32 protein-coding genes and 1 pseudogene are annotated in these 26,756 nt (G+C 52.2%); 29 read left to right on the forward strand and 4 right to left on the reverse strand.

The genetic code is table 11. From position 1 onward, the window contains the following. A pseudogene (locus tag BUB35_RS12735) lies at positions 1-323 on the reverse strand (transposase); the annotation flags it as partial. Between the two features lie 182 nt (positions 324-505). Here BUB35_RS12735 and BUB35_RS12740 point away from each other — a divergent pair. The 21 genes from BUB35_RS12740 to BUB35_RS12835 all read left to right on the forward strand — a co-directional run bounded on the left by BUB35_RS12740 (position 506) and on the right by BUB35_RS12835 (position 19,066). After that, complete coding sequence (locus BUB35_RS12740; RefSeq protein WP_072852326.1) at positions 506-1,381, forward strand: hypothetical protein; 876 nt, start codon at positions 506-508, stop codon at positions 1,379-1,381. A 40-nt stretch (positions 1,382-1,421) separates the two neighbouring features. Next, entirely contained in the window at positions 1,422-2,816 is a 1,395-nt protein-coding gene (locus BUB35_RS12745) for an SIR2 family protein (RefSeq protein WP_072852328.1), read from the forward strand. Next, complete coding sequence (locus BUB35_RS12750; RefSeq protein WP_072852330.1) at positions 2,803-3,897, forward strand: phosphomethylpyrimidine synthase ThiC; 1,095 nt, start codon at positions 2,803-2,805, stop codon at positions 3,895-3,897. Before BUB35_RS12745 ends, BUB35_RS12750 begins: the two co-directional genes overlap by 14 nt. Positions 3,898-4,243: 346 nt before the next feature. After that, positions 4,244-5,776, forward strand: coding sequence for a ParB/RepB/Spo0J family partition protein (locus BUB35_RS12755; protein ID WP_072852332.1), 1,533 nt, complete (start codon positions 4,244-4,246; stop codon positions 5,774-5,776). 292 nt (positions 5,777-6,068) lie between these two features. Beyond that, positions 6,069-6,410 (forward strand): DUF7768 domain-containing protein, encoded by a 342-nt coding sequence (locus tag BUB35_RS12760; RefSeq protein ID WP_050618702.1) that lies wholly within the window; start codon positions 6,069-6,071, stop codon positions 6,408-6,410. Continuing rightward, positions 6,410-7,123, forward strand: coding sequence for an antirestriction protein ArdA (locus BUB35_RS12765; protein ID WP_072852334.1), 714 nt, complete (start codon positions 6,410-6,412; stop codon positions 7,121-7,123). The genes BUB35_RS12760 and BUB35_RS12765 overlap by 1 nt, the downstream gene beginning before the upstream one ends. 150 nt (positions 7,124-7,273) lie before the next feature. Continuing rightward, complete coding sequence (locus BUB35_RS12770; protein ID WP_465220325.1) at positions 7,274-7,657, forward strand: PcfB family protein; 384 nt, start codon at positions 7,274-7,276, stop codon at positions 7,655-7,657. Then, positions 7,644-9,479, forward strand: a complete 1,836-nt coding sequence (locus tag BUB35_RS12775) for a VirD4-like conjugal transfer protein, CD1115 family (RefSeq protein ID WP_072852336.1) — start codon at positions 7,644-7,646, stop codon at positions 9,477-9,479. The genes BUB35_RS12770 and BUB35_RS12775 overlap by 14 nt, the downstream gene beginning before the upstream one ends. 96 nt (positions 9,480-9,575) lie before the next feature. Then, positions 9,576-9,788, forward strand: a complete 213-nt coding sequence (locus tag BUB35_RS12780) for a Maff2 family protein (protein ID WP_002578752.1) — start codon at positions 9,576-9,578, stop codon at positions 9,786-9,788. 11 nt (positions 9,789-9,799) lie between these two features. Continuing rightward, positions 9,800-10,666, forward strand: a complete 867-nt coding sequence (locus BUB35_RS12785) for a VirB6/TrbL-like conjugal transfer protein, CD1112 family (protein WP_072852338.1) — start codon at positions 9,800-9,802, stop codon at positions 10,664-10,666. Positions 10,667-10,680: 14 nt separating this feature from the next. Next, entirely contained in the window at positions 10,681-10,932 is a 252-nt protein-coding gene (locus tag BUB35_RS12790) for a hypothetical protein (RefSeq protein ID WP_006575063.1), read from the forward strand. After that, positions 10,922-11,716 (forward strand): DNA-methyltransferase, encoded by a 795-nt coding sequence (locus BUB35_RS12795; protein WP_072852340.1) that lies wholly within the window; start codon positions 10,922-10,924, stop codon positions 11,714-11,716. Before BUB35_RS12790 ends, BUB35_RS12795 begins: the two co-directional genes overlap by 11 nt. A 17-nt stretch (positions 11,717-11,733) precedes the next feature. Then, positions 11,734-12,291 carry an MT-A70 family methyltransferase gene (locus tag BUB35_RS12800; RefSeq protein WP_200777606.1) on the forward strand — a complete coding sequence of 186 codons (558 nt, stop codon included), beginning with the start codon at positions 11,734-11,736 and terminating at the stop codon, positions 12,289-12,291. A gap of 3 nt (positions 12,292-12,294) precedes the next feature. After that, positions 12,295-12,690 (forward strand): PrgI family protein, encoded by a 396-nt coding sequence (locus tag BUB35_RS12805; protein ID WP_072852344.1) that lies wholly within the window; start codon positions 12,295-12,297, stop codon positions 12,688-12,690. Beyond that, positions 12,638-15,007, forward strand: coding sequence for a VirB4-like conjugal transfer ATPase, CD1110 family (locus tag BUB35_RS12810; protein WP_416385639.1), 2,370 nt, complete (start codon positions 12,638-12,640; stop codon positions 15,005-15,007). Before BUB35_RS12805 ends, BUB35_RS12810 begins: the two co-directional genes overlap by 53 nt. Further along, positions 14,988-16,841, forward strand: a complete 1,854-nt coding sequence (locus tag BUB35_RS12815; RefSeq protein ID WP_072852345.1) for a C40 family peptidase — start codon at positions 14,988-14,990, stop codon at positions 16,839-16,841. Before BUB35_RS12810 ends, BUB35_RS12815 begins: the two co-directional genes overlap by 20 nt. A gap of 13 nt (positions 16,842-16,854) precedes the next feature. After that, positions 16,855-17,112 (forward strand): DUF4315 family protein, encoded by a 258-nt coding sequence (locus BUB35_RS12820; RefSeq protein WP_072852347.1) that lies wholly within the window; start codon positions 16,855-16,857, stop codon positions 17,110-17,112. After that, positions 17,112-17,891, forward strand: a complete 780-nt coding sequence (locus BUB35_RS12825; protein WP_072852349.1) for a DUF4366 domain-containing protein — start codon at positions 17,112-17,114, stop codon at positions 17,889-17,891. The genes BUB35_RS12820 and BUB35_RS12825 overlap by 1 nt, the downstream gene beginning before the upstream one ends. Before the next feature lie 177 nt (positions 17,892-18,068). Next, complete coding sequence (locus tag BUB35_RS12830) at positions 18,069-18,437, forward strand: cysteine-rich VLP domain-containing protein (RefSeq protein ID WP_072852351.1); 369 nt, start codon at positions 18,069-18,071, stop codon at positions 18,435-18,437. A 120-nt stretch (positions 18,438-18,557) separates the two neighbouring features. Continuing rightward, a complete protein-coding gene (locus BUB35_RS19295) occupies positions 18,558-18,722 on the forward strand; it encodes a hypothetical protein (RefSeq protein ID WP_172749778.1) in 165 nt (54 codons plus the stop codon). Beyond that, positions 18,719-19,066: a plasmid mobilization protein gene (locus BUB35_RS12835; protein WP_072852353.1), complete on the forward strand. Its 348-nt coding sequence runs from the start codon at positions 18,719-18,721 to the stop codon at positions 19,064-19,066. Before BUB35_RS19295 ends, BUB35_RS12835 begins: the two co-directional genes overlap by 4 nt. 142 nt (positions 19,067-19,208) lie before the next feature. On the opposite strand, the gene BUB35_RS12840 is transcribed toward BUB35_RS12835, so the two are convergent. After that, positions 19,209-19,523 (reverse strand): helix-turn-helix domain-containing protein, encoded by a 315-nt coding sequence (locus BUB35_RS12840; protein ID WP_044992368.1) that lies wholly within the window; start codon positions 19,521-19,523, stop codon positions 19,209-19,211. Positions 19,524-19,674: 151 nt separating this feature from the next. Here BUB35_RS12840 and BUB35_RS12845 point away from each other — a divergent pair, with 151 nt between their 5' ends. From BUB35_RS12845 to BUB35_RS12855, 3 genes are all read left to right on the forward strand, one after another. Then, positions 19,675-20,136 (forward strand): SLOG family protein, encoded by a 462-nt coding sequence (locus tag BUB35_RS12845; RefSeq protein ID WP_072852355.1) that lies wholly within the window; start codon positions 19,675-19,677, stop codon positions 20,134-20,136. A 103-nt stretch (positions 20,137-20,239) separates the two neighbouring features. Next, positions 20,240-20,530, forward strand: a complete 291-nt coding sequence (locus tag BUB35_RS12850; RefSeq protein ID WP_058966430.1) for a CD1845 family protein — start codon at positions 20,240-20,242, stop codon at positions 20,528-20,530. 147 nt (positions 20,531-20,677) lie between these two features. Next, positions 20,678-22,024 (forward strand): relaxase/mobilization nuclease domain-containing protein, encoded by a 1,347-nt coding sequence (locus BUB35_RS12855; RefSeq protein ID WP_072852357.1) that lies wholly within the window; start codon positions 20,678-20,680, stop codon positions 22,022-22,024. Between the two features lie 202 nt (positions 22,025-22,226). Here BUB35_RS12855 and BUB35_RS12860 read toward each other — a convergent pair whose 3' ends face one another. After that, positions 22,227-22,586, reverse strand: a complete 360-nt coding sequence (locus BUB35_RS12860) for a helix-turn-helix transcriptional regulator (protein ID WP_072852359.1) — start codon at positions 22,584-22,586, stop codon at positions 22,227-22,229. 195 nt (positions 22,587-22,781) lie between these two features. Here BUB35_RS12860 and BUB35_RS12865 point away from each other — a divergent pair, with 195 nt between their 5' ends. The 5 genes from BUB35_RS12865 to BUB35_RS12885 all read left to right on the forward strand — a co-directional run bounded on the left by BUB35_RS12865 (position 22,782) and on the right by BUB35_RS12885 (position 26,410). Continuing rightward, positions 22,782-23,147: a BlaI/MecI/CopY family transcriptional regulator gene (locus BUB35_RS12865; protein ID WP_072852361.1), complete on the forward strand. Its 366-nt coding sequence runs from the start codon at positions 22,782-22,784 to the stop codon at positions 23,145-23,147. A gap of 3 nt (positions 23,148-23,150) precedes the next feature. Beyond that, on the forward strand, positions 23,151-24,410 hold the full coding sequence (locus tag BUB35_RS12870; protein WP_072852363.1) for a M56 family metallopeptidase: 1,260 nt from the start codon (positions 23,151-23,153) through the stop codon (positions 24,408-24,410). Between the two features lie 57 nt (positions 24,411-24,467). Continuing rightward, positions 24,468-25,091: a hypothetical protein gene (locus tag BUB35_RS12875; RefSeq protein WP_172749776.1), complete on the forward strand. Its 624-nt coding sequence runs from the start codon at positions 24,468-24,470 to the stop codon at positions 25,089-25,091. Positions 25,092-25,590: 499 nt separating this feature from the next. Beyond that, positions 25,591-26,013, forward strand: coding sequence for a sigma-70 RNA polymerase sigma factor region 4 domain-containing protein (locus BUB35_RS12880; protein WP_072852367.1), 423 nt, complete (start codon positions 25,591-25,593; stop codon positions 26,011-26,013). Between the two features lie 196 nt (positions 26,014-26,209). Next, on the forward strand, positions 26,210-26,410 hold the full coding sequence (locus BUB35_RS12885) for a hypothetical protein (RefSeq protein ID WP_072852369.1): 201 nt from the start codon (positions 26,210-26,212) through the stop codon (positions 26,408-26,410). A gap of 114 nt (positions 26,411-26,524) precedes the next feature. On the opposite strand, the gene BUB35_RS12890 is transcribed toward BUB35_RS12885, so the two are convergent. Further along, positions 26,525-26,756: integrase core domain-containing protein (locus BUB35_RS12890; protein WP_143158994.1), on the reverse strand; the 232-nt coding region annotated here is incomplete at its 5' end.

Below are 26,756 nucleotides of genomic sequence, written 5' to 3' on the forward strand. Positions count from 1 at the left end.
ATGTTGAAATCTAAGCTTATGAACTGCTTCTAATCGTTGTCTGAGTGTGGCGTGAAGATGGCAATCGCTTTTTTTAGTATGAGGTTTTCTTCTTCAAGTTGAGCGAGGCGTCTTTGAAGCTCTTTGACTTGTTTGGCAGTCATGACTTCACCATCATCTGTTTCAACAGTTGCGTATTGTTTGATCCAGCGAGTGAGAGCAGTCTGAGAAACTCCGTATTCTTTACAAAGGGCAGTTTGTGTTTTGCCACCGGATTGATGTAGGTTAACGAGTGTTCTTTTGAAGTCTTCGTCATAGCGAATACCTTTGTTGTTTGTGGACATATAAGTACCTCCTTTTGGTGTCTACTTTATTGTAATAGATAGTTACTTTGTGTGTCCACTTTTTTAATATAGATCCATTATAAACTTTGCAAAACCATGGTTCAATGGCTTGCTGAGTGGAGAAAAAATGATAATAAGAACTACTAAAAACAAATGGTATACAGCTTTTAAGGAGATGTATTATGGTTATTGATACAAGTTCATGTGATTCAATTAAAAAAACTATAATTGAAAATTTTGGTCTTACAAAAAGTCAATTAGATGATCTTGCTTTACAAATATATGATAATGTAGGAAAAAGAGATTCGCAATTTAGTGATGCAATTTATCAATTGGAAGCAAGAATAGAAGCGCGAAAGATAATAGATAAGTATTTCTGTAAACAATTACCTGACGAAATAATGTTATTTCATTTAAGCCGAAGATTAAATGGTGAAGAAGATATGAGTGGATGTAATTTAGACTCATTATTAACAACAAAAAGTGTTCTAAGTGACTTTTTAAAAAAATATGACGTTTATTTTAGCAAAAATGAGGATGGAAGTATAAATATTATTTACAAAAATAACCTGATATCTCTTTCAAATGAGTTTCAAGACGGTGTGGGCTATCTGCGTAATAGATTAGGACATAATAAAAATCGTATAGATAATTGTTTTAATGGGTTTATGTTTGGTTATGCCTTAGAAGAACTTGAATATACAAAGACATTAAGAAATGGACCAGAGTTTTTGCAATGTCTAGATAGTTTTTTAAAGAATCAGAATCTTTTAAAGAACCAGAATCTTTTAGAGAACCAGAATTTTTTAAATGATTATAAGGAAAACAGTACTTATTACTGCTTTTCATACAAATTACCATTAAATAGTGTAATATTTGATTGTAGCAATAAATTAACTCCAAAAGAAAAAAATTACTATCTTATAGAGCGCATCTTAATTCGTATTTATGAAGATACTTTTCTAGGGAAAAATAAAAGAAAAATAAATCCGATATTACATTTGAGCCAATATGAGAATATACCATCTGAATTTTTGGTTGATAGAAAAACTTTATGAAGTTAATTTTATTAAAAAGAATGATTAAGAGGTGATATAGATGGAAAGACGCCAATTTGTAAAAGAAGTCGCAAATAAAATGCGTAAAAATATGTGTGATCTGTTTATTGGATCAGGAATATCAGCACCATCAGGTTTTCCAACTTGGAAAAAGTTTCTTTTGCCTTATTTAGAATCTATAGGAATAACTTTAAAGGAAGAAGAAGATCTTCCGTTACTTGCTCAGTATATAGTTAATAAAAATATGGGAAATAGAAATATTATTAGCGATGCTATTTTTAATACTTTTGCAGAAGAATATCCATTAAATAAGTATCATAATATAATTTCAAGGTTTCCAGTAAGAACTGTTTGGACCACAAATTATGATAATTTACTAGAGAGGACTTTTAGTGATCGAAATCCAAGAGTAGTATCTTTAGAAGATAGTTTGGTACATCCTTATAATGATACTGGTTTAAATATCATTAAATTACATGGTTGTGCAAAAACGGCAGCAAAAGATATTGTTTTAACCAAGGAAGATTATGATTGTTTTCAGTTTAATAAGCCGAAGTTTGCTCAACGTTTAAGAGAGGCAATTATTAATAAAAGCATATTGTTTCTTGGATATAATTATCAAGATCCTAATATTCAGTTAATTATGACTCAGGCATATCATATGATGAATGAAATAACAAACTCACATTTTATTTTAATGTGTGAAATTACTAAAGAAGATGGTGAAAACGATGAATCATTTAACCAAAGAAAGGTGCGGTTTGATTTATGGATATCGGAATTGAATAGACTAGGAATTCGTGAGTTGGTAGTTCCGAAGTCAGAATATGCAAGTGTTCTTTTGGAAATTGATAGGAAAGCGCATGAGAGTTGTATCTTTGTAACTGGCTCCCACGCTACAGCTTCTCCAGAAGTTGAAAAAAGAGCTCAAAACATAGGCAGATTTTTAGCAGAAAAGGATGAAGTTATATTAAATAATGGTCAGTCAACAGGTATAGGAAGCATAGTATTATCTTCCTTTATGCAACATATTATTCAAAATAAAGAAGATATGAATAAACGTATTAAAATATTTCCAAATCCTTATATAGCTTCGCCAGACTATGAAGATGATCCAAACCTTATACCTGATTTGAAATCTGTAAGACTAAGTCTTGTTACGAATTCTGAGTTTATTTTTGCTTTTTCAGGTGGAATTGGGACAATAGCCGAAATTGAAGTAGCAAGATCAAAAGGACGAATTGTTTTACCAATAATATGTGAAAAAAATGATTATGATAATCCGGCAATAAAAAGAATCTTAGATGATGAAAGTAATGTTGAAATGCTAAAAGAATTAGTTACAAATTATATGGAAATTATTGAAAAAAGAGAAGTACCTGAAGATGAGGATGTAAAAAAGGCAATACAGGAGATTATTGATGGAAAAATATAGATATAAATTAAATAACACTACCATAATAGGGAATGATTCCCCAACAGCACTTAATGTTCTAATTGGGGCAAACAATGAAAAACAATATTTATATGAGTTAAGAAAGCTACAAATACTGGATAATAGCCAGTTACCAATTTCTATTGTAACAGATCTAAGTCTTCACAAAAGACCAGGAAAAGAACTTTGGAGAAATATTATTAATAACACGAGATTTATTGCTGGTTCCGTTCCTGTATATCAGGCTGTTGATGTGGATAAAACTATTTCATCAAAAAATTTACTGAATATCATATATGATCAGGTAAATTGTGGTGTAAAACTTATTACAATTCATCCAACTCCAAACTATCAGTTATTGAAAATGAGTAAAGGAAGATTAGTACCAATAACTTCCAGAGGTGGAGCAGCTGTAGCTATGGATATGTTAATTAAACAATCCACTAAAAATATCTATGAACAAAATCTTGATGAAATTATTGAGATGGCAAAAACGTATGATGTTATTTTAAGTATAGGTTCATCGTTTAGAAGTGCTAATTTAAAAGATGCATTTGATCAAACATATATTATGGAATTGGAAAAACAGATTAAAATTGCTGATTATTGTAAAAGCTCAGGTGTAAATGTTATAATTGAAACGCCAGGACATGCTGCACCACAAGATGTTTTTTCTATATGCAATCGTTTAAATTTATGTTGTCCATACCCAATTATGCCATTAGGTCCTATGCCAACAGATTGTGCTTTTGAACAAGACGATGTTGCTGGCTCGATTGGTGCAGTATTAATGGGGACAAGAGGTTGTGCAGATATATTATCTGTAGTAACAAGAGAAGAACATACCGGAGGAATTCCTAGTATAGAATCAACCGTATCGGCAATAAAAAAATATGTAGTTGCTAAGCACATAATAGATATTTATAAGTTAAATGATATCAAAGAAGATAATAATATTGCAGAGAATAGGAGTAAAAATCATAGCTGCATTTTAGGAATCGATGAAAAATGTTCTAGATGTGGAGCACTATGTCCGTTGGACTTAGGAACAGCACTTAAAGATTCGTTAAATGATTATTAAGTATTTGAGGCTTATAGAAAATTTTATTATGATCTTATAAAAAATATGATGGCTGAGAAATGCAGCGATAAAACAAAGTTGCCATAATCCTAATGTTAACAATAGTTTAGTATTGGCTTTAGGGTAAGGTTTCTTTACAAAGGCATAATCATAAATCACAACAAAAACCGAGCCAACCTACACTAAAACGTCGCTGTTTCTTTGTGAAAAGCGACGTTTTTTTATGGCCTGGTTTTAGAAAGGAGTGGTGCTGATTTCAAATTGAAAATGAAGGGGGGAATTATTTTTGCTGGTCAGGCCGGGAGGTCTGGCCTTTTTTTCATTCCATCAAAAAGGAGGTTAGCAAATGGCCGATGAAAAAGTGAACATGGGCCCGGAGGAAAATAAGCCCCCGGAAACCCTATCCCCGCCCGGCCAGGGTGATCTGCCACCGCTGGAGGAAAATAATGCTCCTGCTGTTTCTGGTGAAGATAAAGCGGCCCCCGATCATGTGGAGCCCGATCCGCCGTCTGCCGACAAGCACACACAGCAGACTGTTCTTCACGGCATGGGCGAAGATACACCGGCTCCGGCTGGAAAGGTGATCAATCTGTCAGAGCTCCAGTCTGCCGACAATGGTAAAAAGGAAGTGCCTGCCCCTGCTGGGGAGGAAAAAGCGCCGGAGGCGGATAAGCCGAAAAAGCGCCGGGGCCGTCCCCCGAAAGAGCAGGCCGGGGTGTCTGCGGGGAAAAAGGAGAAAGCGGCGGAGCCCCGCACAGGCCGCCCGTCTAAGGTTGACAAGGCGGCCCGTGAGGAGGCCCCGCCCTCTGTTCGGGACAAAGTGTCCAGAGGTAAGAAAGCTGACAAGGGCAAGGAAACGGGCTCCGGCGGTGCGCCTGTGTCTAAATCCGCTAAGGCGGTAAAGTCGGGCAAGGCCGCTCCCGTCAAGGAGGCGGCAGTCCCGCCGCCGGAGATCAATCTGCCGCCCACGCCTGACGTGCCGCCCCGCCCGGTGGAAGAGGGAAAAATCGTCTATCTGAAAATGGCGGAGCTTCATCCGTTCCATACATTCCGGGAGCACCCCTACAAGGTGCAGGACGATAAGGCGATGGACGATCTGGTGGGGACGATCAAGGAACACGGCATTATGACCCCCGCCACCGTCCGCCCGGAAAAAGACGGCAAGGGCTATGAGATTATCGCGGGCCACCGCCGCCATCATGGCGGTACACGGGCCGGGCTGGAGGAAATGCCCTGTATCGTCCGCGAGATGACCGATCTTGAAGCTGTCCGGGAAATGCGGAACAGCAACAAGCAGCGTGGCGATCCTCTCCCCAGCGAACTGGCAAAACTGCTGGATTTGGAGGTGGAGGCTATCAAACGCCAGGGGGCCCGCCCGAAAAATGAGAAAGAGGCGGAGGCCCTGGGTAAGCTCTCGGTGGAGATTGTGGGTAAGGAACACGACATGAACTATAAAAAGGTCATGCGGTATATCCGGCTCAACTCCCTGGTGCCGGAGCTTCTGGACAAGGTGGACACAAAGCAGATGGGCTTTATGCCTGCGGTGGAGATCTCGTACATCAGGCCGGAAAACCAGCGGCTGATTGCCGTTTCCATTGATGGGGAGCAGTCCTCCCCCTCGGTGGCCCAGGCGAAGCGGCTCCACGAGCTGGACAAGGAGGGCAAGCTCAACGGCGATGTGATCGACGGCATTTTGAGTGAAGAAAAAAAGGAGGATCGCGGTGTGATTATTTCGACTGCTGAACTGTCTAAGTATTTCGGCAAGGAGGTCACTCCTGCCAAAATGAAAGAGCAGATCATGGCGCTGCTGGACGAGTGGAAAGAGAAACAGCCGCCCGAACTGGCGCAGCCGGACAGGAAAAAGGACTTGGAGAAGTAACCGGGCCCCGCTTCTGGACACTTTGTCCAGAGGTGACCGCCCCGCGCCGGGGATGGGCTCTGTGGTGATATATCCCCCGTCGCCGGATATTTTGCAGCGCAGCCGGGAACGGGCAGTCAAGGGGCGGAACGCCCGCCGTTTGCGGCGGCTTGCCCTTGACGGCCTGGCCCGGCTGTGCTATTTCCGGCAAGGCGGCGGGGGTATATCCTCCAGAGCCGCCCCCTTTCCCATGAATGGGAAAGGGCGGGGGGATAGGGTTGAACTACCTATATAAATATCGGAGGTGTTGACAATGAAACGATCCCTTGCTTATATCACCGCTGCGTGGCGCGGTGATCCTGCGGTGGATATGGAGCAGGCGGCGCATTACTGCCGTGTGGTCTACGATGCGGGCTATTCCCCCATCTGCCCCATGCTCTATCTGCCGCTGTTCCTCAATGACGCGGTGCCGGAGGAGCACAAGAACGGCATCGACATGGGCCGCGATCTGCTCCGGCGCTCCCGTGTGCTGGTGGTATGCGGCCATTCCGTGACCGAGGCCATGAAAAATGATATTGCCGTGGCCCAGCGCCTGGGGATCACCGCGACTACCCTTGAGGGCATCCTGACCGTCAAGGGCCAGGGGCGGTGCTGATGGCGTCCCTGTTTGAAGCCTACATCACCAACCTGGGAAAGTACAACGAGGGTGAGCTGGTTGGCGAAACGCTGAAATTCCCCACGACTACCGAAGAAGTACAGGCCCTTTTGAAGCGGATCGGTGTGGACGGGGTACGTTATGAGGAATTTTTCATAACCAGCTTTGACGGTGATGTGCTGGGGCTCTATGACTACTTGGGGGAATATGAAAACCTGGACGAGCTCAATCATCTGGCCTGCCTGCTCTCCGAGCTGGATCAGGGTGATCTGGAGAAATTTGAGGCCGTCATTGACAGCGGCGAACATACTTCCAGCGTGGCCGATCTCATCAATCTGGCGCAAAACCTGGATTGCTACGAATTTTATCCCGGTGTCGAGGACGATGAAACCCTGGGCCGCATCTATGTGGAGGACATGGAGGCCATTGACGTGCCGGAGCACCTGCTGAATTATTTTGACTATGAGGCATACGGGCGGGACATTCGGCTTGAAGAGGACGGCCACTTTGCCCCTGGCGGCTATGTGCTGAACAACGGCGGTCAATTCATCGAGCACTATCACGGGATCGAGGACATTCCCGACGAGCACAAAGTCTTTGCCTTTCCGCAGCTCACGGTGCGGGAACAGATGGCGGCCTATAAAGAAATTATTGACGGTTCCTCCCTGGAGGGCTATCGGAAGATTGCCGCAAAGGAACACGAGGAACGATAACGGCACTTCTGGACGTTTTGTCCAGAGGTGCTTTTTTCATGGAAAGGAGGGATACGGCTGATTGACGAGGACGTTTCCAGACGTACCATAGCAGTTTCGATCAAGGCGACAAAGCTCACGGGTCGGGTGCTGGCCCAGGCGTGTCTGGCGGTGGGCCGGAAGATTAAGAAAACGTACCGGGCCCGCCAGACACCCCACGGAAAACAGACGGTGCGCCAGCTCATGGGCCACGGGGCCGCCACGAACAGCATTGAGGTGGAGTCCCCAAAGGACTTTGACCGGGTGGCCCGGCGCTGGAATGTGGACTATGCCTTTTATAAGACCGGGCCGGACAAATACCTGTTGTTTTTCAAGAGCGGGCAGGCCGACGCCATCACCGCTTGCTTTTCGGAATATTCCCGGCGCGTGTTGAAGCGTTCCAAGTCCCAGCGTGTTCCCATCCGGGAACAGCTCAAACGGGCTGCCGCTGAACTGGCCCGCCAGCCGTCCCACAAGAGAGAACGTGCAAGGGAGGCGGTGCATGAGGACAGATAGCGTCAAAAAGTATGTGATACCCAATATCCCGTACCTGTTTATTCTGTGGGCCTGCCTAAAGCTGGGGACGGCCTACCGCCTGGCTCCTGGAGCAGACTTTGCCCACAAGCTCATGGGGCTGGGGCAGAGCATCGGCCCGGCCTTTGCCGACTTTGCACCGGGGCTTGCTCCCTTTGACTGGCTCATAGGCATTGTGGGCGCGGTGGGCTTTCGCCTGCTGATCTACTTCAAAAGCAAGAACGCAAAGAAATTTCGGCGGGATGAGGAATACGGGTCGGCCCGCTGGGGCACCGAAAAAGACATCAAGCCCTTTGTTGATCCGAAGTTTGAGAACAACGTCATTTTAACAAAGACGGAGTTTCTCACTATGAACACCCGGCCCAAAAATCCCGCCAACGCCCGCAACCTCAACGCCTGTATCATCGGCTCGTCCGGCTCCGGCAAAACCCGTTTCTGGCTCACGCCCCAGCTGCTCCAGGCGCACAGCTCTTATGTGTGCGTCGATCCGAAAGGCGGGGTGCTCTCCCAGGTGGGGGCTTTTCTGCAACGCCGGGGGTATCAGGTCAAAGTGTTCAACAGCATAGATTTTTCAAAATCCATGCACTACAATCCGCTGTCCTACATTCACAACGAGGCGGACATCCTCAAATTCGTGGACACCCTCATAGCCAACACCAAAGGCGAGGGCAAGGAGGGCGATCCATTTTGGACGAAGGCGGAAACGCTTTTGTACTGCGCCCTGATTGCCTATATCATTTTCGAGGCCCCCGCCGAGGATCGGAACATCAATACCCTGGTGGATATGATTTCCGGCATGGACGTGAAAGAGGATGACGAGTCCTATATGAACGCGGTGGACTATATGTTCAAGGGACTGGAAAAGCGCAAGCCGGATTGCTTTGCCGTGAAGCAGTACAAGAAATATAAGCTGGCAAGCGGCAAGACCGCAAAAAGCATTTTGATTTCCTGCGGCTCCCGGCTGGCCCCCTTTGACATCCCCCAGCTCCGGGAGATCATGAGCTATGACGAGCTGGAGCTTGACCGCATCGGGGATCGGAAAACGGCGGTTTTCTTCACGATTTCCGACACAACCCCCACTTATAACTTCATTGTTGCCCTGGCCTTTTCGCAGATGTTCAATCTCCTGTGTGAACGGGCAGACAATGTTCACGGGGGCCGCCTGCCCCATCATGTGCGGGTGCTGTGGGACGAGGCGGCCAACACGGGCCAGGTGCCCTCGCTGGAGAAGCTGGTGGCCGTGATCCGCTCCCGCGAGGTGAGCCTGTGCCTGTTCTACCAGCAGTACGCCCAATGCAAGGCCATATACAAGGACAATGCCGAAACGATCCTGGGAAACATGGACAGCGTGGTTTTCCTGGGCGGGCGGGAAAGCTCCACCATCAAGGAAATATCCGAAAACTGGCTGGGCAAGGCCACGATCTCCATGCAGACCGAGGGCCGCTCCCGTGGGCAGTCGGAAAGCTACAACCAAAACACCCAGCGGCTGGGCCGGGAGCTGATGACCCCCAGCGAGCTGGCTACCATGCCGGGCGATAAGTGCATTTTGCAGCTGCGGGGCCTGCCCCCGTTCTTTTCGCCCAAATACGATTTGAAGCAGCACCCGAACTACAAATATACATCGGAGGCTGACAAACAAAAAAACGCCTTTGACCTTGATAAGCTCATTAACCGCCGCAGGCGGCCTGGGCTGAACGAGGCTTGTGAGGTGTACGAGGTAGACGTATCGGATACGGGGCCCGTAAGCGAGGACGAGGACATCCTCAACTACGACGATGTGGACGATCCGGATGCCTATGTATAAAGCACTTCTGGACAAAGTGTCCAGAGGTCGTAACCTGCCGCCTGTATGGGCGGCTTTTTTCATGGCCGGGGAAACCCCCGGAGAAATGGAGGCTATATGCAGTTCTTTTCTTCCGCTATTGATACTTTGCAGACCCTTGTTGTGGCTCTGGGCGCTGGCCTGGGCGTGTGGGGCGTTGTCAATCTCCTGGAGGGGTACGGCAGCGATAATCCCGGTTCCAAAAGCCAGGGCATGAAGCAGCTCATGGCGGGCGGCGGCATCATCCTGCTGGGCACCACCCTGATCCCTCTGCTGTCCGGCCTGTTTTAAGGTAGCGGCTTATGGATTTTCTCACCGACTGGCTCACGGACTGGCTCAAAGAGCTGCTGATTGGCGGGATCATGGGGAACCTGGAGGGGCTCTTTGATTACGTCAATACCCAAGTCGGAGAGATTGCGGTACAGGTGGGGACTACCCCGGCGGCGTGGAACGCCGGGGTATTTTCCCTCATCCGCCAGCTTTCCGAAACGGTGATCTTGCCGATTGCCGGGCTGGTGCTGACCTTTGTTGCCACCTATGAGCTCATTCAGATGCTTTTGGAAAAAAACAATATGCACGAGTTTGACGTGGCGAATATCTACAAATGGATATTCAAAACGGCTTGTGCCATCTTTATTCTCTCAAACACCTTTAACATTGTGATGGCCGTCTTTGACGTGTCGCAGACGGTGATCGCCCAGGCGGGCGGTCTGATCCAGGGCTCCACGGACATCACGCCGGATATGATGGCGGAGCTGGAAACCACCCTGGAGGGGATGGATTTAGGGCCGCTTTTGGGCCTGTGGCTCCAATCCTCTATCATTGGCGTTACCATGTGGGCGCTGGGCATCGTCATTTTTGTGTTGGTGTATGGCAGAATGTTGGAAATCTATTTGCTCACCAGTTTGGCCCCCATCCCTATGGCAACGATCTCCCATCGGGAGGTGGGACAGATCGGGCAGAACTATCTGCGCTCCCTGTTTGCCGTGGGCTTCCAGGGGTTGCTCATTCTGGTGTGTGTTGCGATTTATGCGGTGCTGATCCAGGGAATTGCCACGGGCGGAGATCCCATCGGGGCGATATGGGGCACCGTGGGCTATACGGTTTTGCTCTGCTTCATGCTGTTCAAAACCGGGACGATTGCGCGAAGTATCTTTAGCGCACATTGAGAAAGGGGTGTTATATGCCGAGAAGATATGGGCCCGACGGGTCGCGCCTGTGGAACGGGAAAGCGCCGGAGGACTTCAACCAGGCCGATGTTTACCGTTTTATGGCGGAAACAGAGGCCGTTTTGCAAAAGCAGGAATTGCTGGGCGGCAGGGATGACGCAAAGACGATTGCCCAGCAATTAGCCGAGGGGCGGGCGCAGGCCGCCCGTGAAAACGCCGCCCGGCCCGCCCCGGCAAAGGGCAAGGAGGCCAGGGATGACCGATAAGGGCACCTCTGGACAAGGTGTCCAGAAGTCCCCGGAGCTCCCGGAGGGCCTGTTCCTTATGGATGGCATTGAGGGCCTGCGCTCCCTGCCCCGTCATTCTGTGGATATGCTCTTGACCGATCCGCCTTACGGCACCACCCGGAACTTTTGGGATGTGCCCCTACCGCTCCCGGAGCTGTGGGAGGCGGTCAAGTGGGCAGTCAAGCCGGACGGCGCTGTACTGTTCTTTGCACAATGCCCCTATGACAAGGTGCTGGGGGCATCCAACCTGTCCATGCTCCGCTATGAGTGGGTATGGTACAAAAGCCGCTGCACAGGCTTTCTCAACGCCCGCCGCGCTCCGCTGAAAAAGACGGAGAATATTTTGGTGTTCTATCAGAAGCTCCCGCTTTACAATCCGCAGTTTGAGCAGGGCAAGCCCTACAAGAAAATTGCGGGTAATAACGGGAACAGCACCAACTACGGAAAATTCACCCGTTCCGGCAGCGGATCGGAGGACGGCCTGCGCTTTCCCGGAAACGTGCTGACCTTTCCAGCCGTCCAGCGCACCGTCCACCCCACACAGAAGCCGGTGGCCCTGTGCGAGTATTTCATCAAAACCTACACCCGGCCCGGCGAGGTGGTTGCGGACATCTGCGCGGGCTCTGCCACAACAGCGGTTGCCGCCCTCAATACGGGCCGCCGCTTCATCTGTTTTGAAACCGTCCCCGCCTACTACGCCGCAGCCACAGAGCGCATCCGTCTGGCGCGGTCAGCATTGGAGGCCGGGGAGAAAGGAGTGTAACTATCGGACAGTATTCTGTGATCTATGCCGATCCCCCCTGGCGCTACACGCAAAAGGGCTTGCAGGGGGCGGCGGAAAAACATTACCCCACAATGGGGATTGACGAGTTATGCACGCTCCCGGTGGCTGATCTGGCGGCCCCGGACAGCGTGCTTTTTTTGTGGGCTACGTTCCCGCAGCTCCCGGAGGCCCTGCGGCTGATTGAGGCGTGGGGCTTTACCTACAAAAGCGTGGCGTTTGTGTGGCTCAAGAAAAACCGAAAGGCCGACAGTTGGTTCTATGGCCTGGGCTTTTGGACGAGGGGCAACGCGGAGGTTTGCCTGCTGGCGACACGGGGACACCCGAAACGGCAGGCGGCAAACGTCCATCAATTCATTATTGCCCCGATCCAGGAGCACAGCCGAAAGCCGGACGAGGCCCGTGATAAGATCGTGGCCCTCATGGGCGATGTACCCAGGGTGGAGCTGTTCGCCCGGCAGTCCCCGCCCGGCTGGGATGTGTGGGGGAACGAGGTGGAAAGCACCGTCCCGGACTTCTGGACAAAGTGTCCAGAGGTGGGCGCGAAAGGAGGTTGATCCATGCCCTATGTGAATGTTCCCAACGACTTATCCAAAATCAAGACCAAACTGGCCTTTAACCTGACGAAACGTCAGCTTGTGTGTTTCGGGATCGCGGCGGCGGTGGGCATCCCGTCCTATCTGCTGGCCCGGAGCGCCATCGGCAACACGGGAGCCATGTTCCTGATGATGGCGGTGGCGCTCCCGGCGTTCCTGCTGGCGATGTACGAAAAAGACGGGCTCCCCTTTGAAAAGGTGGTGCGGAACATCCTGCGGGCCCGTTTCCTGCGGCCTGGGGTGAGGCCCTACCAGACGGAAAATATCTATGCCCCGTTTACCCAGCGGGGCGCTGTGAGAAAGGAGGATGCGATTGCAAAAAGCAAACAGCCCAAAGCGCGGCCCCGGAAAGGCCGCTAACCGGAAAGCTGCGTTGTCTGCCCAGCAGACGATCCCTTATCTGGTGATGCACCCGGACGGGGTGTGCCAGCTCCCCGGTGGGCTCTACACGAAAACCGTGGAATATGAGGACATCAATTATTCCGTGGCTTCTACCGAGGATCAGACGGCGATTTTCAGCGGGTGGAGCTCGTTTCTCAATTACTTTGACAGCTCCCTGCCGTTCCAGCTCTCCTTTATCAACCGCCGCTCCCGTTCCCGGAGCAAGTACAAGGTCAATATCCCCCCGGCACAGGATGACTTTGACAGCATCCGGGCCGAGTTCACAAGTATGCTGAAAAATCAAATTGCCAAAAGCAACAACGGCATCGAGCGGTCTAAATACATCACGTTTGGGCTGCCCGCCGAGGGGATCGCGGAGGCGCGGCCCCGCCTGGAACGGGTGGAGGCCGATGTGACAGGCAATCTGAAACGGCTGGGCGTTCCCTCTGCTCCGATGGATGGGCAGGAACGGCTGGCGCTGCTTCACAGTCAGATGCACCCCGGCAGCCGGGAGCCGTTCCGCTTCTCCTGGCAGGACATTCCCCGGACGGGCATGGGGACAAAGGACTTTATCGCCCCGGACAGCTTCGACTTCCGGCAATCCCGGACGTTCCGGGTGGGCCAGTATTGGGGCGCTGCGTCCTACTTGCAGATTTTGGCGTCCGAGCTCTCTGACAAGCTCCTGGCGGAAATCTTGGAGCTGGATGCGGAAATGACCGTTACCATGCACATTCAGACGGTGGATCAGCTCAAAGCCATTAAGACCATCAAGGGCAAGCTCTCCGACATCGGCAAAATGAAAGTGGAGGAACAGCGCAAGGCGGTGCGGGCCGGGTACGATCCCGACATTCTGCCCCCTGACCTCATCACATTCAGTAAGGACGCGGCGGAGCTCCTGGCCGATCTCCAGTCCCGCAACGAGCGGATGTTTCTGCTCACGTTCACGGTCACCAATATCGCCCCCACCCGGCAGCGGTTGGAAAATGATGTGTTTACCGTGGGCGGCATCGCGCAGAAATACAACTGCGCCTTGAAGCGGCTGGACTGGCAGCAGGAGCAGGCGTTTGTGTCCTCGCTGGCCCTGGGCTATAACGAGGTGGAAATCCAGCGGGGCATGACAACCAGCTCCACGGCGATTTTCATTCCCTTTATGACTAGGGAACTCCGCATGGCCGGGCCGTCCCTCTACTACGGCATGAACGCCCTTTCCCATAACGTCATCATGGCTGACCGCAAAAAGCTGAAATCGGCCAACGGGCTCTATCTCGGCTCCACGGGCTCCGGCAAATCCTTTGCCGCAAAGCGTGAGATCATCAATGTGTTTCTCACTATCCCAAAGGATCGCATTATCATTGTCGATCCGATGGGCGAATATGCCCCGCTGGTGCGGCGGCTGGGCGGCCAGGTGGTGGAGATCGCTCCCGGCTCTCCCAGCCATATCAACCCTATGGACATTCAGCTTGACCTGGACGATGACGAAAGCCCGCTTTCCATGAAAGCGGATTTTTTGTTGTCCCTGTGTGAGCTGGTGGTGGGCGGCAAGGACGGCTTGCAGCCCATCGAAAAGACGGTGATTGACCGCTGTGTGCGGCAGATCTACCGGGATATGGCCCTGGGGATCGGGGACGGCAAGCCGCCCTTGCTCCAGGACTTGTACGAGGAGCTTTTGAAGCAGCCGGAGCCGGAGGCCCGCCGTGTGGCAACCGCCCTGGAGCTCTACTGCACCGGCTCCCTTAACCTGTTCAACCACCAGACCAACGTAAAGCTCACGTCTCATATCGTGTGCATCGTTCTCAAAGGGCTGGGAGAAAACCTCCGCAAGATCGCCATGCACGTTACCAACGACTTTGTAACTTCGGCGGTCAATGTGAATTTTCACAGCGGCGTTTCTACCTGGTGCTATTTTGACGAGTTCCATATCCTGCTCCGGGACGCACTCACCGCCAGCTACTTTGTAGCCGTGTGGAAGATGCTGAGAAAGAAAGGCTGTGTCCCCTCAGCCCTGACGCAGAACGTCAAAGACCTTTTGGCCAGCCGGGAAATTGAGGCCATTCTGGACAACACGGATTTTATGATCCTGCTGTCCCAGGCCCAAAGTGACCGGGCAATTCTGGCAAAGCAGCTCGGCATTTCGGAGCACCAGCTCTCCTACATCACCCACAGCAATTCCGGCGAGGGCCTGCTGTTCTATGGGGATGTGACGATCCCGTTTGTGGATCGGTTCCCCCGTGGAGAAATCTATAACCTGCTGACCACCCGCCCGGAGGATTTGAAGAATGAAGCGAAAACCGAATAAGCCCAAACAGGAGCCCAGGGAGCGCCCCGGCTCCTGGGAGAGCGCCGCCAATCCTGGCGGGGCCGCTGGGGGCGGCTCCCCAGGCGGTGCCGGGGCTGCGGACAACCGCACTTCTGGACAAAGTGTCCAGAAGATGGGGTGCCCCGCAAAGTCAAAAGACTTTGTGGGGAGAGGAGGAGCAACGGAGCGGGCGGATTTTGGCGGCAGCGCCGCCGAAGGAGCCAAAGCGAAGTTTGCGACGACGAAGTTCCGTCAGAAAAGCAAACAGGAGCAGGCCGCCGCGTCCAAGCTCCGCATGGAGGAGCGCGGGGAAAAGCTGGAACGGGCAAAGGATAAGCTGGCAAAACAGAAGCCGCCCAAAAAGCCCGGCCCGGTGCGGCGGATAGGCCGGGCCGCTGGCGGGGCCGCCCACGGTTTTGTGCATGGCAAGATTTATGAGAATGAACAGGAAAACGTGGGGATCGAGGGGGCCCACCGCTCCGAGCTGGTGGGCGAGTCCGGCCTGCGGCATGGCAAGCGGTTCGTGCAAAAGAAAATCCGGCAGCACCCGGCAAAGGCTGTCCAGCGGGCCGAGTCCAAATATGTCAAGGCCACGGCGGACTATCATTTCCGCATGGCCGCCCAGGAGCACCCGGAAATGTCCGGCAACCCTGTTTCCCGGATGTGGCGCAAGCACCGCTTGAAAAAGCAGTACCAGAAGCGGGCGCGGGAGGCGGTCAAGACCGGGGCGGCAGGCGCGGCGAAAAAGACCGCCGCCGCCACGGAAAAGGCCGGGGCAAAGGCGGTGGGCTTTGTCAAGCGGCATCCCGTGGGGGTGGTGCTGGCCCTGGCCTGCGTGCTCCTGCTCTTTATGATGCAGTCCTGTTCGTCCTCCCTGGTGACGCTTGGCAACGCCGGGGCGGGCGCGGTGGGCGCGACTACCTACCCATCCCAGGACGAGGAAATGCTGGCGGCGGAGGCGGCTTATGTGGGAATGGAGGCGGAGCTCCAGGATTACCTGGACAGCTACGAAAGCACCCACGACTATGACGAGTACCACTTCGACTTGGACAGCATTGAGCACGATCCCTATGTGCTGATCTCCATCCTGTCTGTGCTCCACGAGGGGGCATGGACGCTGGAACAGGTGCAGGGGACGCTGGAAACCCTCTTTGACCGCCAGTACATTCTCACCGAGGATGTGGTGGTTGAGGTGCGCTATCGGACGGAAAGCCGGACGGACAGCGAGGGCAACTCCTACGATGTGGAAGTCCCCTACAATTACTACATCTGTTATGTGACGCTGGAAAACAAAAATCTTTCCCATCTGCCCCTGGAAATGATGAACGAGGAGCAGATGTCCCGGTACTCCCTCTATATGTCCACCCTGGGGAACCGGCCTGACCTGTTCCCGGAGTCGGCCTATGTGGGGAAATACGTTACCAACCCGCCCGCCGGATATGACGTGCCGGGGGAATATCTGGACGATGAAACCTTTGCGGCCATGCTCACTGAGGCGGAGAAATACCTGGGCTATCCCTATGTATGGGGCGGAAGCTCTCCGGCCACGTCCTTTGACTGCTCCGGCTTCGTGTCCTGGGTCATCAATCACAGCGGCTGGAATGTGGGCCGCCTGGGGGCCCAGGGGCTCTATAACATCTGCGCCCCTACCAGCAGTCCAAAGCCCGGCGATCTGGTGTTCTTTGTCGGCACCTATGACACGGCGGGCGTGTCCCACTGTGGCATCTATGTGGGGGACGGGATGATGATCCACTGTGGAGATCCCATCCAATACGCAAACTTAAATACAAGCTACTGGCAATCTCATTTCTACGCCTACGGGCGTTTACCCTGACAAGGAGGTATCTATGGCGGTAAGCAAAAGCCAGAAAATCCAGGCCGAGATTGATAAGGTCAAGGCCAAAATCAGCGAACAGCAGGCCCGGCTCAAGGAGCTGGAAAAGAACAAGCAGGAGGCCGAAAACAGCGAGATCGTGGACATCGTGCGGGGCATGAGCATTTCCCTGGAGGAGCTCCCCCTGGTGCTCCAGCGGCTCCGTGACGGCGGCACTTCTGGACAAAGTGTCCAGAAGTCCGGGGACGGCGGAAAGGAGGAAAACGAATAATGAAACGCTTTCGGGTGATGGCGGCGGCGCTTTGTGCCGCCGTTCTTTTATGCGGATTTAGCGTCCCGGCCTATGCCTATGCGGACGGCGGCGAGGGCGCGGACTACGGCGATCCCACCATGACGGAGGAAACTTCCGCCCCGGAGCCCACCATTGAGCCCGGCGAGGGCTTTTCCGAAGAGGGCAACCTTGTGACCCGCGATCTGCTCTATGACGAGCACACCAACAAGCAGTTTATTACCGTCCAGACCAGCGGCGGCAACACGTTCTATATCGTCATCGACTATGACAAGCCCGTGGACGAAGAGGGCGAACAGTACGAAACCTACTTTTTCAGCGTGGTGGATGAGGCTGATCTGCTTGCTGCGGCGGAGGCCGCTGGCGTGGAACAAGCGGTGTGCTCCTGCTCTGAAAAATGCGAGGCGGGGGCCGTCAATACGGATTGTGCCGTCTGCTCCGTCAATATGAGCAAGTGCGTGGGCGTTGAGCCGGAGCCGGAGCCCACGGCAACCGAGGAGCCCGCCCCGGAGGAGGCCGAGCCGGAAACGGGCGGCAACATGGGGATGCTCCTGGCGGTGCTGGCTGTGGCCCTGGTGGGCGGCGGTGCGGCGTTCTATTTCAAGGTACTGCGCCCCAAACAGCAGAAAGCCGCCGCGCCCCAGGAGGACTACGGCGACGAGCTCACGGACTATGACGAGCCGGACGGCTACGGGGACGAGGACGATGACGGCCCGCCCTGGGACGAGGAGGACGATGACGGAGAGGAGGCGGACAAATGAGGTTTACCAACAGCCCCTATGAAAAGATGATGCAGCAGAAGCCCCGCCCCCAGGCTCCGGCCCCGGCAAAGCCGCCCAGGGGCTCCCGGTGCTCCGGGTGTCCCTACTGGCGCGGGATCGGCTGCGTGTCCTGCTACCGGGAGCTTATGCGGGCCCCGGCTGGCGGGAGGTGACGGCTTGGCCCGTGAACTGACACGCGAGGAAAAACGGGCGATCCGCGCCCTGATGACAAAATGGTGTGCCAACTATGACCGGGAGTGCGGCTGCCTGCCCCTGGACTGTGAGTGCTATATGCTGGGGAAATGCTGGACGGGGGCGCTGTGCCGCTACTTTCGTGAGGCGGTGCTGCCCCTCGATCCGGCGCTGGAGGCCGCCCTCTTGACCGAGGGGCCCAGGCCGGATTTTAAGATTTGCCCTATCTGCGGCGGGCCCGTTGCTCCGGATCGGCGGCAGGCTTACTGCTCGGCGGCGTGTGCAAAGAAAGCCCACCGCCGACAACAGCGGGAGTATATGCGGAAAAAGCGGGGCTGGGGCGTTGACAATTAGGCCCCCGAAACCCCGCTGATTACAAAGCTTTCCGGGGCCTCTTTTGGGGTGGGCCGTATGTTTCTACGGCCTGCCCCTGTTTGGCCCGGATGCTGTCAACAGCAAGAGGAGGTGCTGATTATGGAAAAAACGCGAAAACAGGAGCTTATCAACCAGGAGGCCCTGCGGCTCTCCGGGGTATTCAATACGCCGATCCCCGTGCTGCCCCCGGAGCGTGACAAGGCGCTGGACAAGGTAAAGGAACCGCCCCGCACCAGCCGGAGCCTGGAGCGTGAGGAGCGGTGACAAAGAAACGCCGCCGCCCCATCCATCTTCATGTGATGGTGTCCGAGGAGGAGCTGGCGCTGATCCAGGAGCGTATGGCCGAGGCGGGCATCCGCAATATGGGGGCCTATATGCGGAAAATGGCTCTCAATGGCTATGTGCTCCATGTTGACCTGTCGCCTGTCCAGGAGCTGGTGTCGCTCCTGCGGCGGTGCTCCAACAACTTAAACCAGGTGGCGATCCAGGCGAATACCTACGGCGGCATTTACCCGGAGGAGATCAAGGCGTTGCAGCGGGACTATGAAAAGCTGTGGCGGCCCCTGTCCGATCTCCTGGAAAAGCTCTCCGCCATTGTGCGGCTCTGATATGCCGGGGAGCGGCCCCGTGCCGTTCCCCGGCTATCTCAACTTCTGGACACTTTGTCCAGAGGTGGGCGCAAAAAATAGGGACAAGACGGAGAACAGCTGCTCTCCGTTTTGTCCCTGCTTTCTTGCATCGCACATGAGATTATTTGTTGCCTACCATTTCTTTCACAATCGCCGCAATATGCTCCAGTGAGGCGGCGTCCAGCTTTTTCATATCCTCAACCAGATCGGCAAGCTGGACGGGATAGGCGTTGCCATCATCAAAAAATTGCTGTGGCGTGATACCGAAGTATTCACAGATATAGAACAGACCTTGTAAAGACGGCAGGGCTTTCTTGTTCTCAATCTGATTGATATAGCTGTTGTTCTGGCCCAGCGTCAGCGACATATCGCGGGCCGAAACATTCTTCTGCATCCGTAACTGTGCGATACGGTTTTGAGTAAATTCCTCGTACACGGGAACAACCCTCCCTTCTCGCATTATTGTATATCGTACAGCTCCTTGAAATGCGATATACCTTCCTGTGTATTCCTTGACACACGATATTAAATCCTTTATCTTTGGAATACGCACAGGCTTAAATATTGCAAAAAAGGAGAGGATTTTAATGTTTGAAAAGACTTGTTGTGTGACGGGCCATCGGAATATCCAGGAGGAGCGGAGCAGCTATGTGGAGCAGGAGCTCCGGCGGGAGGTGCTGGCGGCAATCCAGGACGGATATACCCGGTTTATTTCTGGCTTTGCGGAGGGGGCCGATCTTATGTTTGCGGCTATTGTGGCGGAACAAAAGGAACACAACCCCGATCTGTTTTTGGAGGCTGCCATCCCCTATGCGGGCCGCTTGAAAACAAAAAATAAGCAGTTCCATGAACTGCTGCGGGCCTGTGACGGGATCAAAATAGTATGCCAGGAATATGCCCCCTCTTGCTTTTTAGAGCGAAACCGCTACATGGCCGGGGAGTCCCAACGGGTGATTGCCGTCTATGATGGACGGGAGCGCGGCGGGACATTGTTCACCATGCGGTATGCTCACTCCATAGGACGGGAGGTGCGGGAAATCAGAGTATAAGCGGGCGTTCTGCCGGGCCGGAGTCATCCTTGTTGGCCCCCTCTTACGGAGTTATAATATACATATAGAGGCAAATATCAAACTTTTGTAGGAGGTATGAACCATGCGGACGATCTTAAAAATTATCGCGGCTCCCTTTATTCTGGCCCTGATCCTCGCCGTGGCGGTGCTCTCGTTCCTGTCCTGCGTGGCGGGCGCTGTGTGCGTTGTGGCGTGTGTGGGCCTGTCCCTGCTGGCGATCCTTTGCCTGCTGGCCGGGCAGACCACAGGCTGCATCGCCATGTTTGTGCTGGCGTTCCTGGTTTCTCCCTTTGGGCTCCCGGCCCTGGGCGGCTGGCTGGTGGAGCGCCTGTATGGTGTGAAGTATGCGGCGATGGATTTTATGGCAAGCTGATACTTCTGGACACTTTGTCCAGAAGTTCCGGGCGGCGGGTGGAACAGACCGCCGCCCGATTTTTCTGCTGGGAAAGGAGGTACGGCTATCGCTACAACCTACATCCGGCCTTACAAAGTAGCGGCTGGGAAAACGGCCATCCAGACGATGGAGGAGCGGTTTGCCTATGGGCTCAATCCGAAAAAGCTGGGGGCCGTGTCTGCCTATCTCTGTGATCCTGCATCCGCCCCCGCTGAGTTCCTGCTGCTGAAAAGCCAGTACCAGGCGGAAACGGGCCGGGCCGTGGAGCGCGGGGCCCTGTTCTTTCAGATCCGGCAGGCGTTCCCGCCCGGCGAGGTCACGCCGGAGGAGGCAAACAAAATCGGCTATGAAACGGCTATGCGCTGGACAAAGGGCAAGTATCAGTTCTTTGTCTGTACCCACATTGACAAAGGCCACATTCACAACCACATTTATTACAACTCAACCGCCCAGGACTGTTCCCGGAAATTCCATAACTTCATCGGCTCCAGCTTTGCGGTGCGGCGGCTCTCTGACCGGGTGTGCATTGAGCACGAGCTGTCTGTCATTCAAAATCCGAAGCAGCACAGCAAGGGCCGCTTTCTCCATTATGGACAATGGATTGGGGAAAAGCCGCCCTCGGCCCAGCAGCGGGTGCGGCTGGGGATCGTGGCGGCTCTGGAGCAAAAGCCCGCCGACTTCCCGGCGTTTCTGCTGCTCATGGAGGAGTCCGGCTTTCAAGTGAAGCATGGGCGGGGTGGCGCGATCTCGTTCCTGGCCCCTGGGCAGGATAAGTACACCCGTCTGCGGGCATCCACCCTGGGCCCCGGTTTCGATCCCGATGACATCCGGGCGGCGATTGCCGGGGAGCGGCCCATCCCGGAGTTTCCCCAGGACAGCCCGGCCCCGGCCCGGCGCGTCAATCTGATCATCGACATTCAAGAACGCATGGCCCAGGGCAAGGGCCCGGCCTATGAGCGGTGGGCCAAAGTCTATAACATAAAGCAGATGGCCGCCGCGCTCCTGTATCTCCGGGAGCATGGGCTTGCCGATTACGAGGCTCTTGCGGCAAGCACCGAGGCGGCGGTGGATCGGGCTCACAAGCTGGCCGGGGAGCTGCGGAACACGGAGGCCGCCCTTTCCAAAACCTCCGAGCTCATGGGCGCGGTGGTGCAGTACGCAAAGACGCGGCCTGTGTTTGACGGTTACAAGGCGGCCCGGTATAGCAGAAAATATCTGGCCCAGCACGAGGCGGAGCTGGCAGACTACCGGGCGGCAAAGACGGCCATGAGTGAGCTTTTGGGCGGGGCAAAGCTCCCCAAAATGGACACGCTGAAAAAGCAGCGCCGGGAGCTCTCCGAAAAGAAAAAAGCCCTTTACGCGGAATACCGCAAGGCCCAGGCGGATATGCGGCAGGCCGTGGCAGTCAAGGCAAATATCGATCACCTGCTCGGCCATGCGGACGAGCAAAAAAATAAGGCCCAGGAGCGTTAGCTCCGGGCCGCCGACAACAGGCGCTTGCGCCGGGACTTCTGGACAAAGTGTCCAGAAGTTCAGCGGGTTTGGGGAGCTCCCCAACAAGCATTTTCACGGGCCTGCGGCCTGTGAAAATTTCGGAGTGTGGCCACACCCGAATTGCTTGCCAAAACGCGCACCCCCGCAACATGGCATGAAAAAACGGAGGCGCGTGCTTCTCTTACGCATCCTCCGTTTCTTTAGCCGCTTTCATCGCCTGGATGGTGGCTTCTACAATTTTCAGTTCTTTTTCGTCCAGGAAGCCCAGCATGGCGTCAATCCGCTTTCTGCACTCGCTCCCTTTATTTTTGGACGGATAGAAGTATTGATCTACCGATATATCAAACATTGTCACCATCTGATAAAAGGTGTTGAGGCTGGGGTGCTGGCCGTCATTCTCGTTATACATGATGGTGCGCGGAGCCCGGTCAACAATATAGGCCAGTTGCTCCTGTGTCATCCCGCTGGCTTCCCTTGCCCGCTTGATGGCGAGCCCTATATCGTGAAAATCAAACCGTCGTTCATCTCTTTCAATCTTCATAATATCACCTAATGTAATTTTACATTTCAGGTGTTATTATTTGAACGACCACATATTTCATACCACCGACTAAATAATTTCATGTTCACAAAATGTTTTCATTTGCACTATCGGAGTAGTGTTGACAGCTTGAAACTATTGTGATAGTATTATAGCGTAAACTATTGCAATAGTTCAAAGAAAGGATTTGGTGATATGGCAATTAAGCTCTTTGATTCCGAGCTAAAAGTCATGGATGTACTATGGAAAGAAGGTGATAAGACCGCAAAACAAATTTCTGATATTCTCAAAGGGGAAATTGGCTGGAACATGAACACCACCTACACCGTGATTAAAAAGTGTATCGCGAAAGGTGCGATTGAGCGCAGGGAACCCAACTTTATGTGCCATGCGCTGATTGCAAAAGAGGTTGTGCAAGAGGCGGAGGCCGAGGAACTGATTGGCAAACTGTTTGACGGTTCCCCTGATAAACTGTTTGCCGCTTTGCTGGGCAGTCAAAAACTATCCAGGGCACAAATTGAAAATCTGCGCCGGATGGTGGCGAATTGGAATAGGGGGTAACGCATGAGCCTATTTCAAATGAGCGTGGCCGGAGGAGTATTGATCTTATTCATTGTGGTTATCCGCGCATTGGCGATCCATCGTTTGCCTAAAACAACCTTTTTAGCGTTGTGGATGATCGCAGCTCTGCGCTTGCTCCTGCCACTCTCTATCCCAATGCCTTTCAAGATCCATATCGACCTTGATGTTTTTTCAGATGTGGTTCAAAAATTGCCCTCTGGAAATATCGGATTCCCCATACCAGGGGAGAGCCGACACGCTTATGATACTGGTGCAGTTGTCTCAAGTCCTGCAGCAGAGCGTATTTCCATCTTTGTGATACTCTGGCTGGTTGGCGTACTGCTATTGGCGCTCTATTTTTCCATCTCCTATCTGCGGAGTATGCGGAAGTTCAGAATGTCTGTCCCTGACAATACGCCGTATATCCGAGAGTGGTTGAACGCACACCAGATTGTCCGCCCCATTGAGGTGCGAAGCTCTGATTTGATTTCTTCTCCGCTGACCTATGGCATCCTGCATCCGGTGATCCTCTTGCCAAAAAAACTTGATCGGAATGACCAGGCTGCATTGCAGTATGTGCTGACCCATGAATATGTCCACATTCGTCGTTTTGACGCAATCACAAAAATTCTCTTTGCTGCTGTGCTCTGCATCCATTGGTTTAATCCGCTGGTTTGGGGGATGTATGTCCTTGCCAACCGGGACACGGAATTGTCTTGTGATGCCTGGGTTATTCGTATGACGGGTGTAAAAAATCGTTCCTCCTATGCGCTGATGTTAATTAAAATGGAGGAACGGAGAAACGGTATGTCCGCTTTATGGAACCATTTTGGCAAAAATGCAATTTCAGAAAGGATTGAAGCAATTATGAAATTCAAAAAGACATCTATTTGGGCCTGTATTTTGGCACTTGCCTTGATTGCTGGTGCAACTACGGCATTTGCTGCCGCAAGGACTGATGACAATATGGAACTAATGGGACTTGGATTTTCTACCGCAGAGGTAGGGGATATGGAAGCTGTGGAAATTGGAAATACCACTCTGGTACAGCGTGTGGGGGAAGAAGGTAATCAGGCAGATAACAGGGTAACAAACATCGAGGATATGGCGCACATGGATGTCAATGGTACCACGCAAAATGCACAATCAATGGATATTACCCTGGTTTCTGTTAGCCATGATGATGAGTCCAAGTTTACGCCCGAAGAATGGGCTGAAATTTTGAAACAAATTGAGCAGGGAACGGTGCATTGGGAGGACTAATTGCTTTTCGCATTTGTATATACGAACAATGCAATTTCAGAAAGGAATGAAGCAATTATGAAATTCAAAAAGATATCTATTGGGGCCTGTATTTTGGCACTTGTCTTGATTGCTGGTGCAACTACGGCGTTTGCCGCTACTGCAACTAATGATAATGGCTCACATATTAGCCGGAGTGACGCAGTTCTGATTGACGTAGACGGTAACTTTCAGAAGGTGGATGTGACTGGTGAGGTTGATTCAAGCGACGTACACTTCATTTCTGATTGTAACCTGCAAATGGTGGATGTTACTAATGAGACTAATTCAAGTGATGTATGGTTCATTTCTAATTATAATGGTTTAACTTTAGTTGAAGTTCAGAATGATAATTCAAAAAACATTCTCGATGACACAGGAGATAGTTTTATATCACTTGCGAAAGATGCGCCAGTAACGCTTGGTGTCGGAAGTTGGAAACAAGGCGATACATTTGTGCTTGAGTGCAAAAATGAAGGAAGTAACGCAATTAAAATCAACATTCGTAACACAAGTTCGGGAGAAAACTGGCCTTATACTCTGGAAACAGGGACTGGGAGCATTACCTTTACCGCTCCTTACGATGGTGAGTTTGAGATCACCGTGGAAAATCTTTCTGACACAGATGCCAATCTGTCAATCTCGTACACGCTTACCCGGTAACAAACATTACCAAGGTTTAAACATAAGGGGCTACCGCGGAAAACGGGATAATAAAAACCGCTGTTTGGCGGCTGGGGATCCATCCCCCCTGACATAATACAGTAGCCTGACGGCGGTTTTGAGAAATCAAGGCCGCCGTTTTCTTTTTGAAAAATGAGAATACGGGGGGTGTATTAAAGTCGCCCTTTTTTAAGGATACGGCGGTGTCCAGGAGGTATCGCTGTGTCCTTTTCCCTTTTCTCCCCCCCTAACCTGTCAAAAAAAGCCCACCCGTCCAGCAGGATCAGTCCGGCGGTAAATGTGAAATTTGGCAGTACATAAATGAATTTGTTATTTCGTGCGCTTGCGTGGCTTTGTGTCGCGCAGGCGCATTTTGTTTGTCCGACTTCTGGACACTTTGTCCAGAGGTGCGAGGCGGCTCCCCTGGGTGCCGCTCTCCGCCAGCTTTCCATTTTGTTTCTGCTCAACCCATCAACCGAAACAAAATGGAGGACAAGCTATGACAACGATCAATCTGAAAGATTTTTATTATTGGTACTTAACGGACGAGCTGGTGGAGGTGCCTGACGAGGTAGCGGAGGAACTCATGGCCAGCAAGCGGCGCGAGGCCGCCCATGCGGAACGGGTACGCTACAACAAGGCTTATTATTCCCTGGATTGTGACGATGGGATCGAATACTCCGCCTGCCTGCACGAGCCCAGCCCTCAGGAGCTCATGGATCGCAAGGAGCTGTTCTTTCGTCTGTGGAACGCGCTCAACTCCCTGCCGGAGATCCAGGGCCGCCGCGTGGACGCTCATTTGATCCTGAAAAAGAGCTACCGTCAGATCGCCCGCGAGGAGGGCGTGGACAAGAGCGCCGTCCGCTGCTCCGTGAAATGCGGGATTGACCGCATGAAAAAATATTTGCAGGAAAATTTCTAAGTTACCATCTCCATTCACCCCTCTTTTTCTGGTGGTATGTGAGAGGAGGTTTTCTCTCCGCAAAGGAGGTGCGGGGGCCACAGGCCGCCGCCCCCCCTTTGTGGGGGAGCGCCGCCGCCGAGTATGGCTGTCTTATGACGGGGCAAGAAAATGAGCGCGGCCCTTCCCGCCATTTATGAAAGTGAGGGATAACAGAATGGACTATGATTCTGTCTTGGCTGCTATGCTGTCCCAGCCGTGGAGCAATAACGCCTGCCGTGGCTATGTCATCTACGCGATGGAGAACTGCGGTTTTTCTCCCAACGACATCCGGCGCGTGGTGACGGAGCTCTATGAGGTTTTCGACTTCTGCAGTTTGGAAGAGGCCCAGCAGCACTTTGAGGAAAGCCCTTACTGACTTCTGGACAAAGTGTCCAGAGGTACATATCCAGCCAAAGGCCAGCACTTTCGTGAACTGCTCCAGATTGTGCGGACAGCACAAAAAGGCCTCTATGTAGGAAAATATGAAGTTTTAAGTGGAGAGGCGTCGCGTAAGCGGCGGCTCTCCGGTTTTTAACTGGATGCGCTCATGGTTGTAAAAATAAATATAACGGTCAATCATCTCGTTGGCTTCACAGAATGAAGCTGGTTTATGGCGGTAGATACACTCTGCCTTGAGAATGGAGAAAAAATTTTCTGCCATAGCGTTGTCATACGGGTTTGCTCGTCTTGACATGGAGGGCGTAATGTCATAAGATTTAATC

Origin of the sequence: Anaerotignum lactatifermentans DSM 14214, assembly GCF_900142265.1 — a bacterium.
Lineage (GTDB): Bacteria > Bacillota > Clostridia > Lachnospirales > Anaerotignaceae > Anaerotignum > Anaerotignum lactatifermentans.

What these genes read in the sequence shown, in the direction of transcription:
- BUB35_RS12740 (WP_072852326.1), top strand. Translation starts at nt 506, where the DNA reads ATGGTTATTGATACAAGTTCATGTGATTCAATTAAAAAAACTATAATT.
- BUB35_RS12745 (WP_072852328.1), top strand. Translation starts at nt 1,422, where the DNA reads ATGGAAAGACGCCAATTTGTAAAAGAAGTCGCAAATAAAATGCGTAAA.
- BUB35_RS12750 (WP_072852330.1), top strand. Translation starts at nt 2,803, where the DNA reads ATGGAAAAATATAGATATAAATTAAATAACACTACCATAATAGGGAAT.
- BUB35_RS12755 (WP_072852332.1), top strand. Translation starts at nt 4,244, where the DNA reads ATGGCCGATGAAAAAGTGAACATGGGCCCGGAGGAAAATAAGCCCCCG.
- BUB35_RS12760 (WP_050618702.1), top strand. Translation starts at nt 6,069, where the DNA reads ATGAAACGATCCCTTGCTTATATCACCGCTGCGTGGCGCGGTGATCCT.
- BUB35_RS12765 (WP_072852334.1), top strand. Translation starts at nt 6,410, where the DNA reads ATGGCGTCCCTGTTTGAAGCCTACATCACCAACCTGGGAAAGTACAAC.
- BUB35_RS12775 (WP_072852336.1), top strand. Translation starts at nt 7,644, where the DNA reads ATGAGGACAGATAGCGTCAAAAAGTATGTGATACCCAATATCCCGTAC.
- BUB35_RS12780 (WP_002578752.1), top strand. Translation starts at nt 9,576, where the DNA reads ATGCAGTTCTTTTCTTCCGCTATTGATACTTTGCAGACCCTTGTTGTG.
- BUB35_RS12785 (WP_072852338.1), top strand. Translation starts at nt 9,800, where the DNA reads ATGGATTTTCTCACCGACTGGCTCACGGACTGGCTCAAAGAGCTGCTG.
- BUB35_RS12790 (WP_006575063.1), top strand. Translation starts at nt 10,681, where the DNA reads ATGCCGAGAAGATATGGGCCCGACGGGTCGCGCCTGTGGAACGGGAAA.
- BUB35_RS12795 (WP_072852340.1), top strand. Translation starts at nt 10,922, where the DNA reads ATGACCGATAAGGGCACCTCTGGACAAGGTGTCCAGAAGTCCCCGGAG.
- BUB35_RS12805 (WP_072852344.1), top strand. Translation starts at nt 12,295, where the DNA reads ATGCCCTATGTGAATGTTCCCAACGACTTATCCAAAATCAAGACCAAA.
- BUB35_RS12810 (WP_416385639.1), top strand. Translation starts at nt 12,638, where the DNA reads ATGCGATTGCAAAAAGCAAACAGCCCAAAGCGCGGCCCCGGAAAGGCC.
- BUB35_RS12815 (WP_072852345.1), top strand. Translation starts at nt 14,988, where the DNA reads ATGAAGCGAAAACCGAATAAGCCCAAACAGGAGCCCAGGGAGCGCCCC.
- BUB35_RS12820 (WP_072852347.1), top strand. Translation starts at nt 16,855, where the DNA reads ATGGCGGTAAGCAAAAGCCAGAAAATCCAGGCCGAGATTGATAAGGTC.
- BUB35_RS12825 (WP_072852349.1), top strand. Translation starts at nt 17,112, where the DNA reads ATGAAACGCTTTCGGGTGATGGCGGCGGCGCTTTGTGCCGCCGTTCTT.
- BUB35_RS19295 (WP_172749778.1), top strand. Translation starts at nt 18,558, where the DNA reads ATGGAAAAAACGCGAAAACAGGAGCTTATCAACCAGGAGGCCCTGCGG.
- BUB35_RS12845 (WP_072852355.1), top strand. Translation starts at nt 19,675, where the DNA reads ATGTTTGAAAAGACTTGTTGTGTGACGGGCCATCGGAATATCCAGGAG.
- BUB35_RS12850 (WP_058966430.1), top strand. Translation starts at nt 20,240, where the DNA reads ATGCGGACGATCTTAAAAATTATCGCGGCTCCCTTTATTCTGGCCCTG.
- BUB35_RS12855 (WP_072852357.1), top strand. Translation starts at nt 20,678, where the DNA reads ATGGAGGAGCGGTTTGCCTATGGGCTCAATCCGAAAAAGCTGGGGGCC.
- BUB35_RS12860 (WP_072852359.1), bottom strand. Translation starts at nt 22,586, where the DNA reads ATGAAGATTGAAAGAGATGAACGACGGTTTGATTTTCACGATATAGGG.
- BUB35_RS12865 (WP_072852361.1), top strand. Translation starts at nt 22,782, where the DNA reads ATGGCAATTAAGCTCTTTGATTCCGAGCTAAAAGTCATGGATGTACTA.
- BUB35_RS12870 (WP_072852363.1), top strand. Translation starts at nt 23,151, where the DNA reads ATGAGCCTATTTCAAATGAGCGTGGCCGGAGGAGTATTGATCTTATTC.
- BUB35_RS12875 (WP_172749776.1), top strand. Translation starts at nt 24,468, where the DNA reads ATGAAATTCAAAAAGATATCTATTGGGGCCTGTATTTTGGCACTTGTC.
- BUB35_RS12880 (WP_072852367.1), top strand. Translation starts at nt 25,591, where the DNA reads ATGACAACGATCAATCTGAAAGATTTTTATTATTGGTACTTAACGGAC.
- BUB35_RS12885 (WP_072852369.1), top strand. Translation starts at nt 26,210, where the DNA reads ATGGACTATGATTCTGTCTTGGCTGCTATGCTGTCCCAGCCGTGGAGC.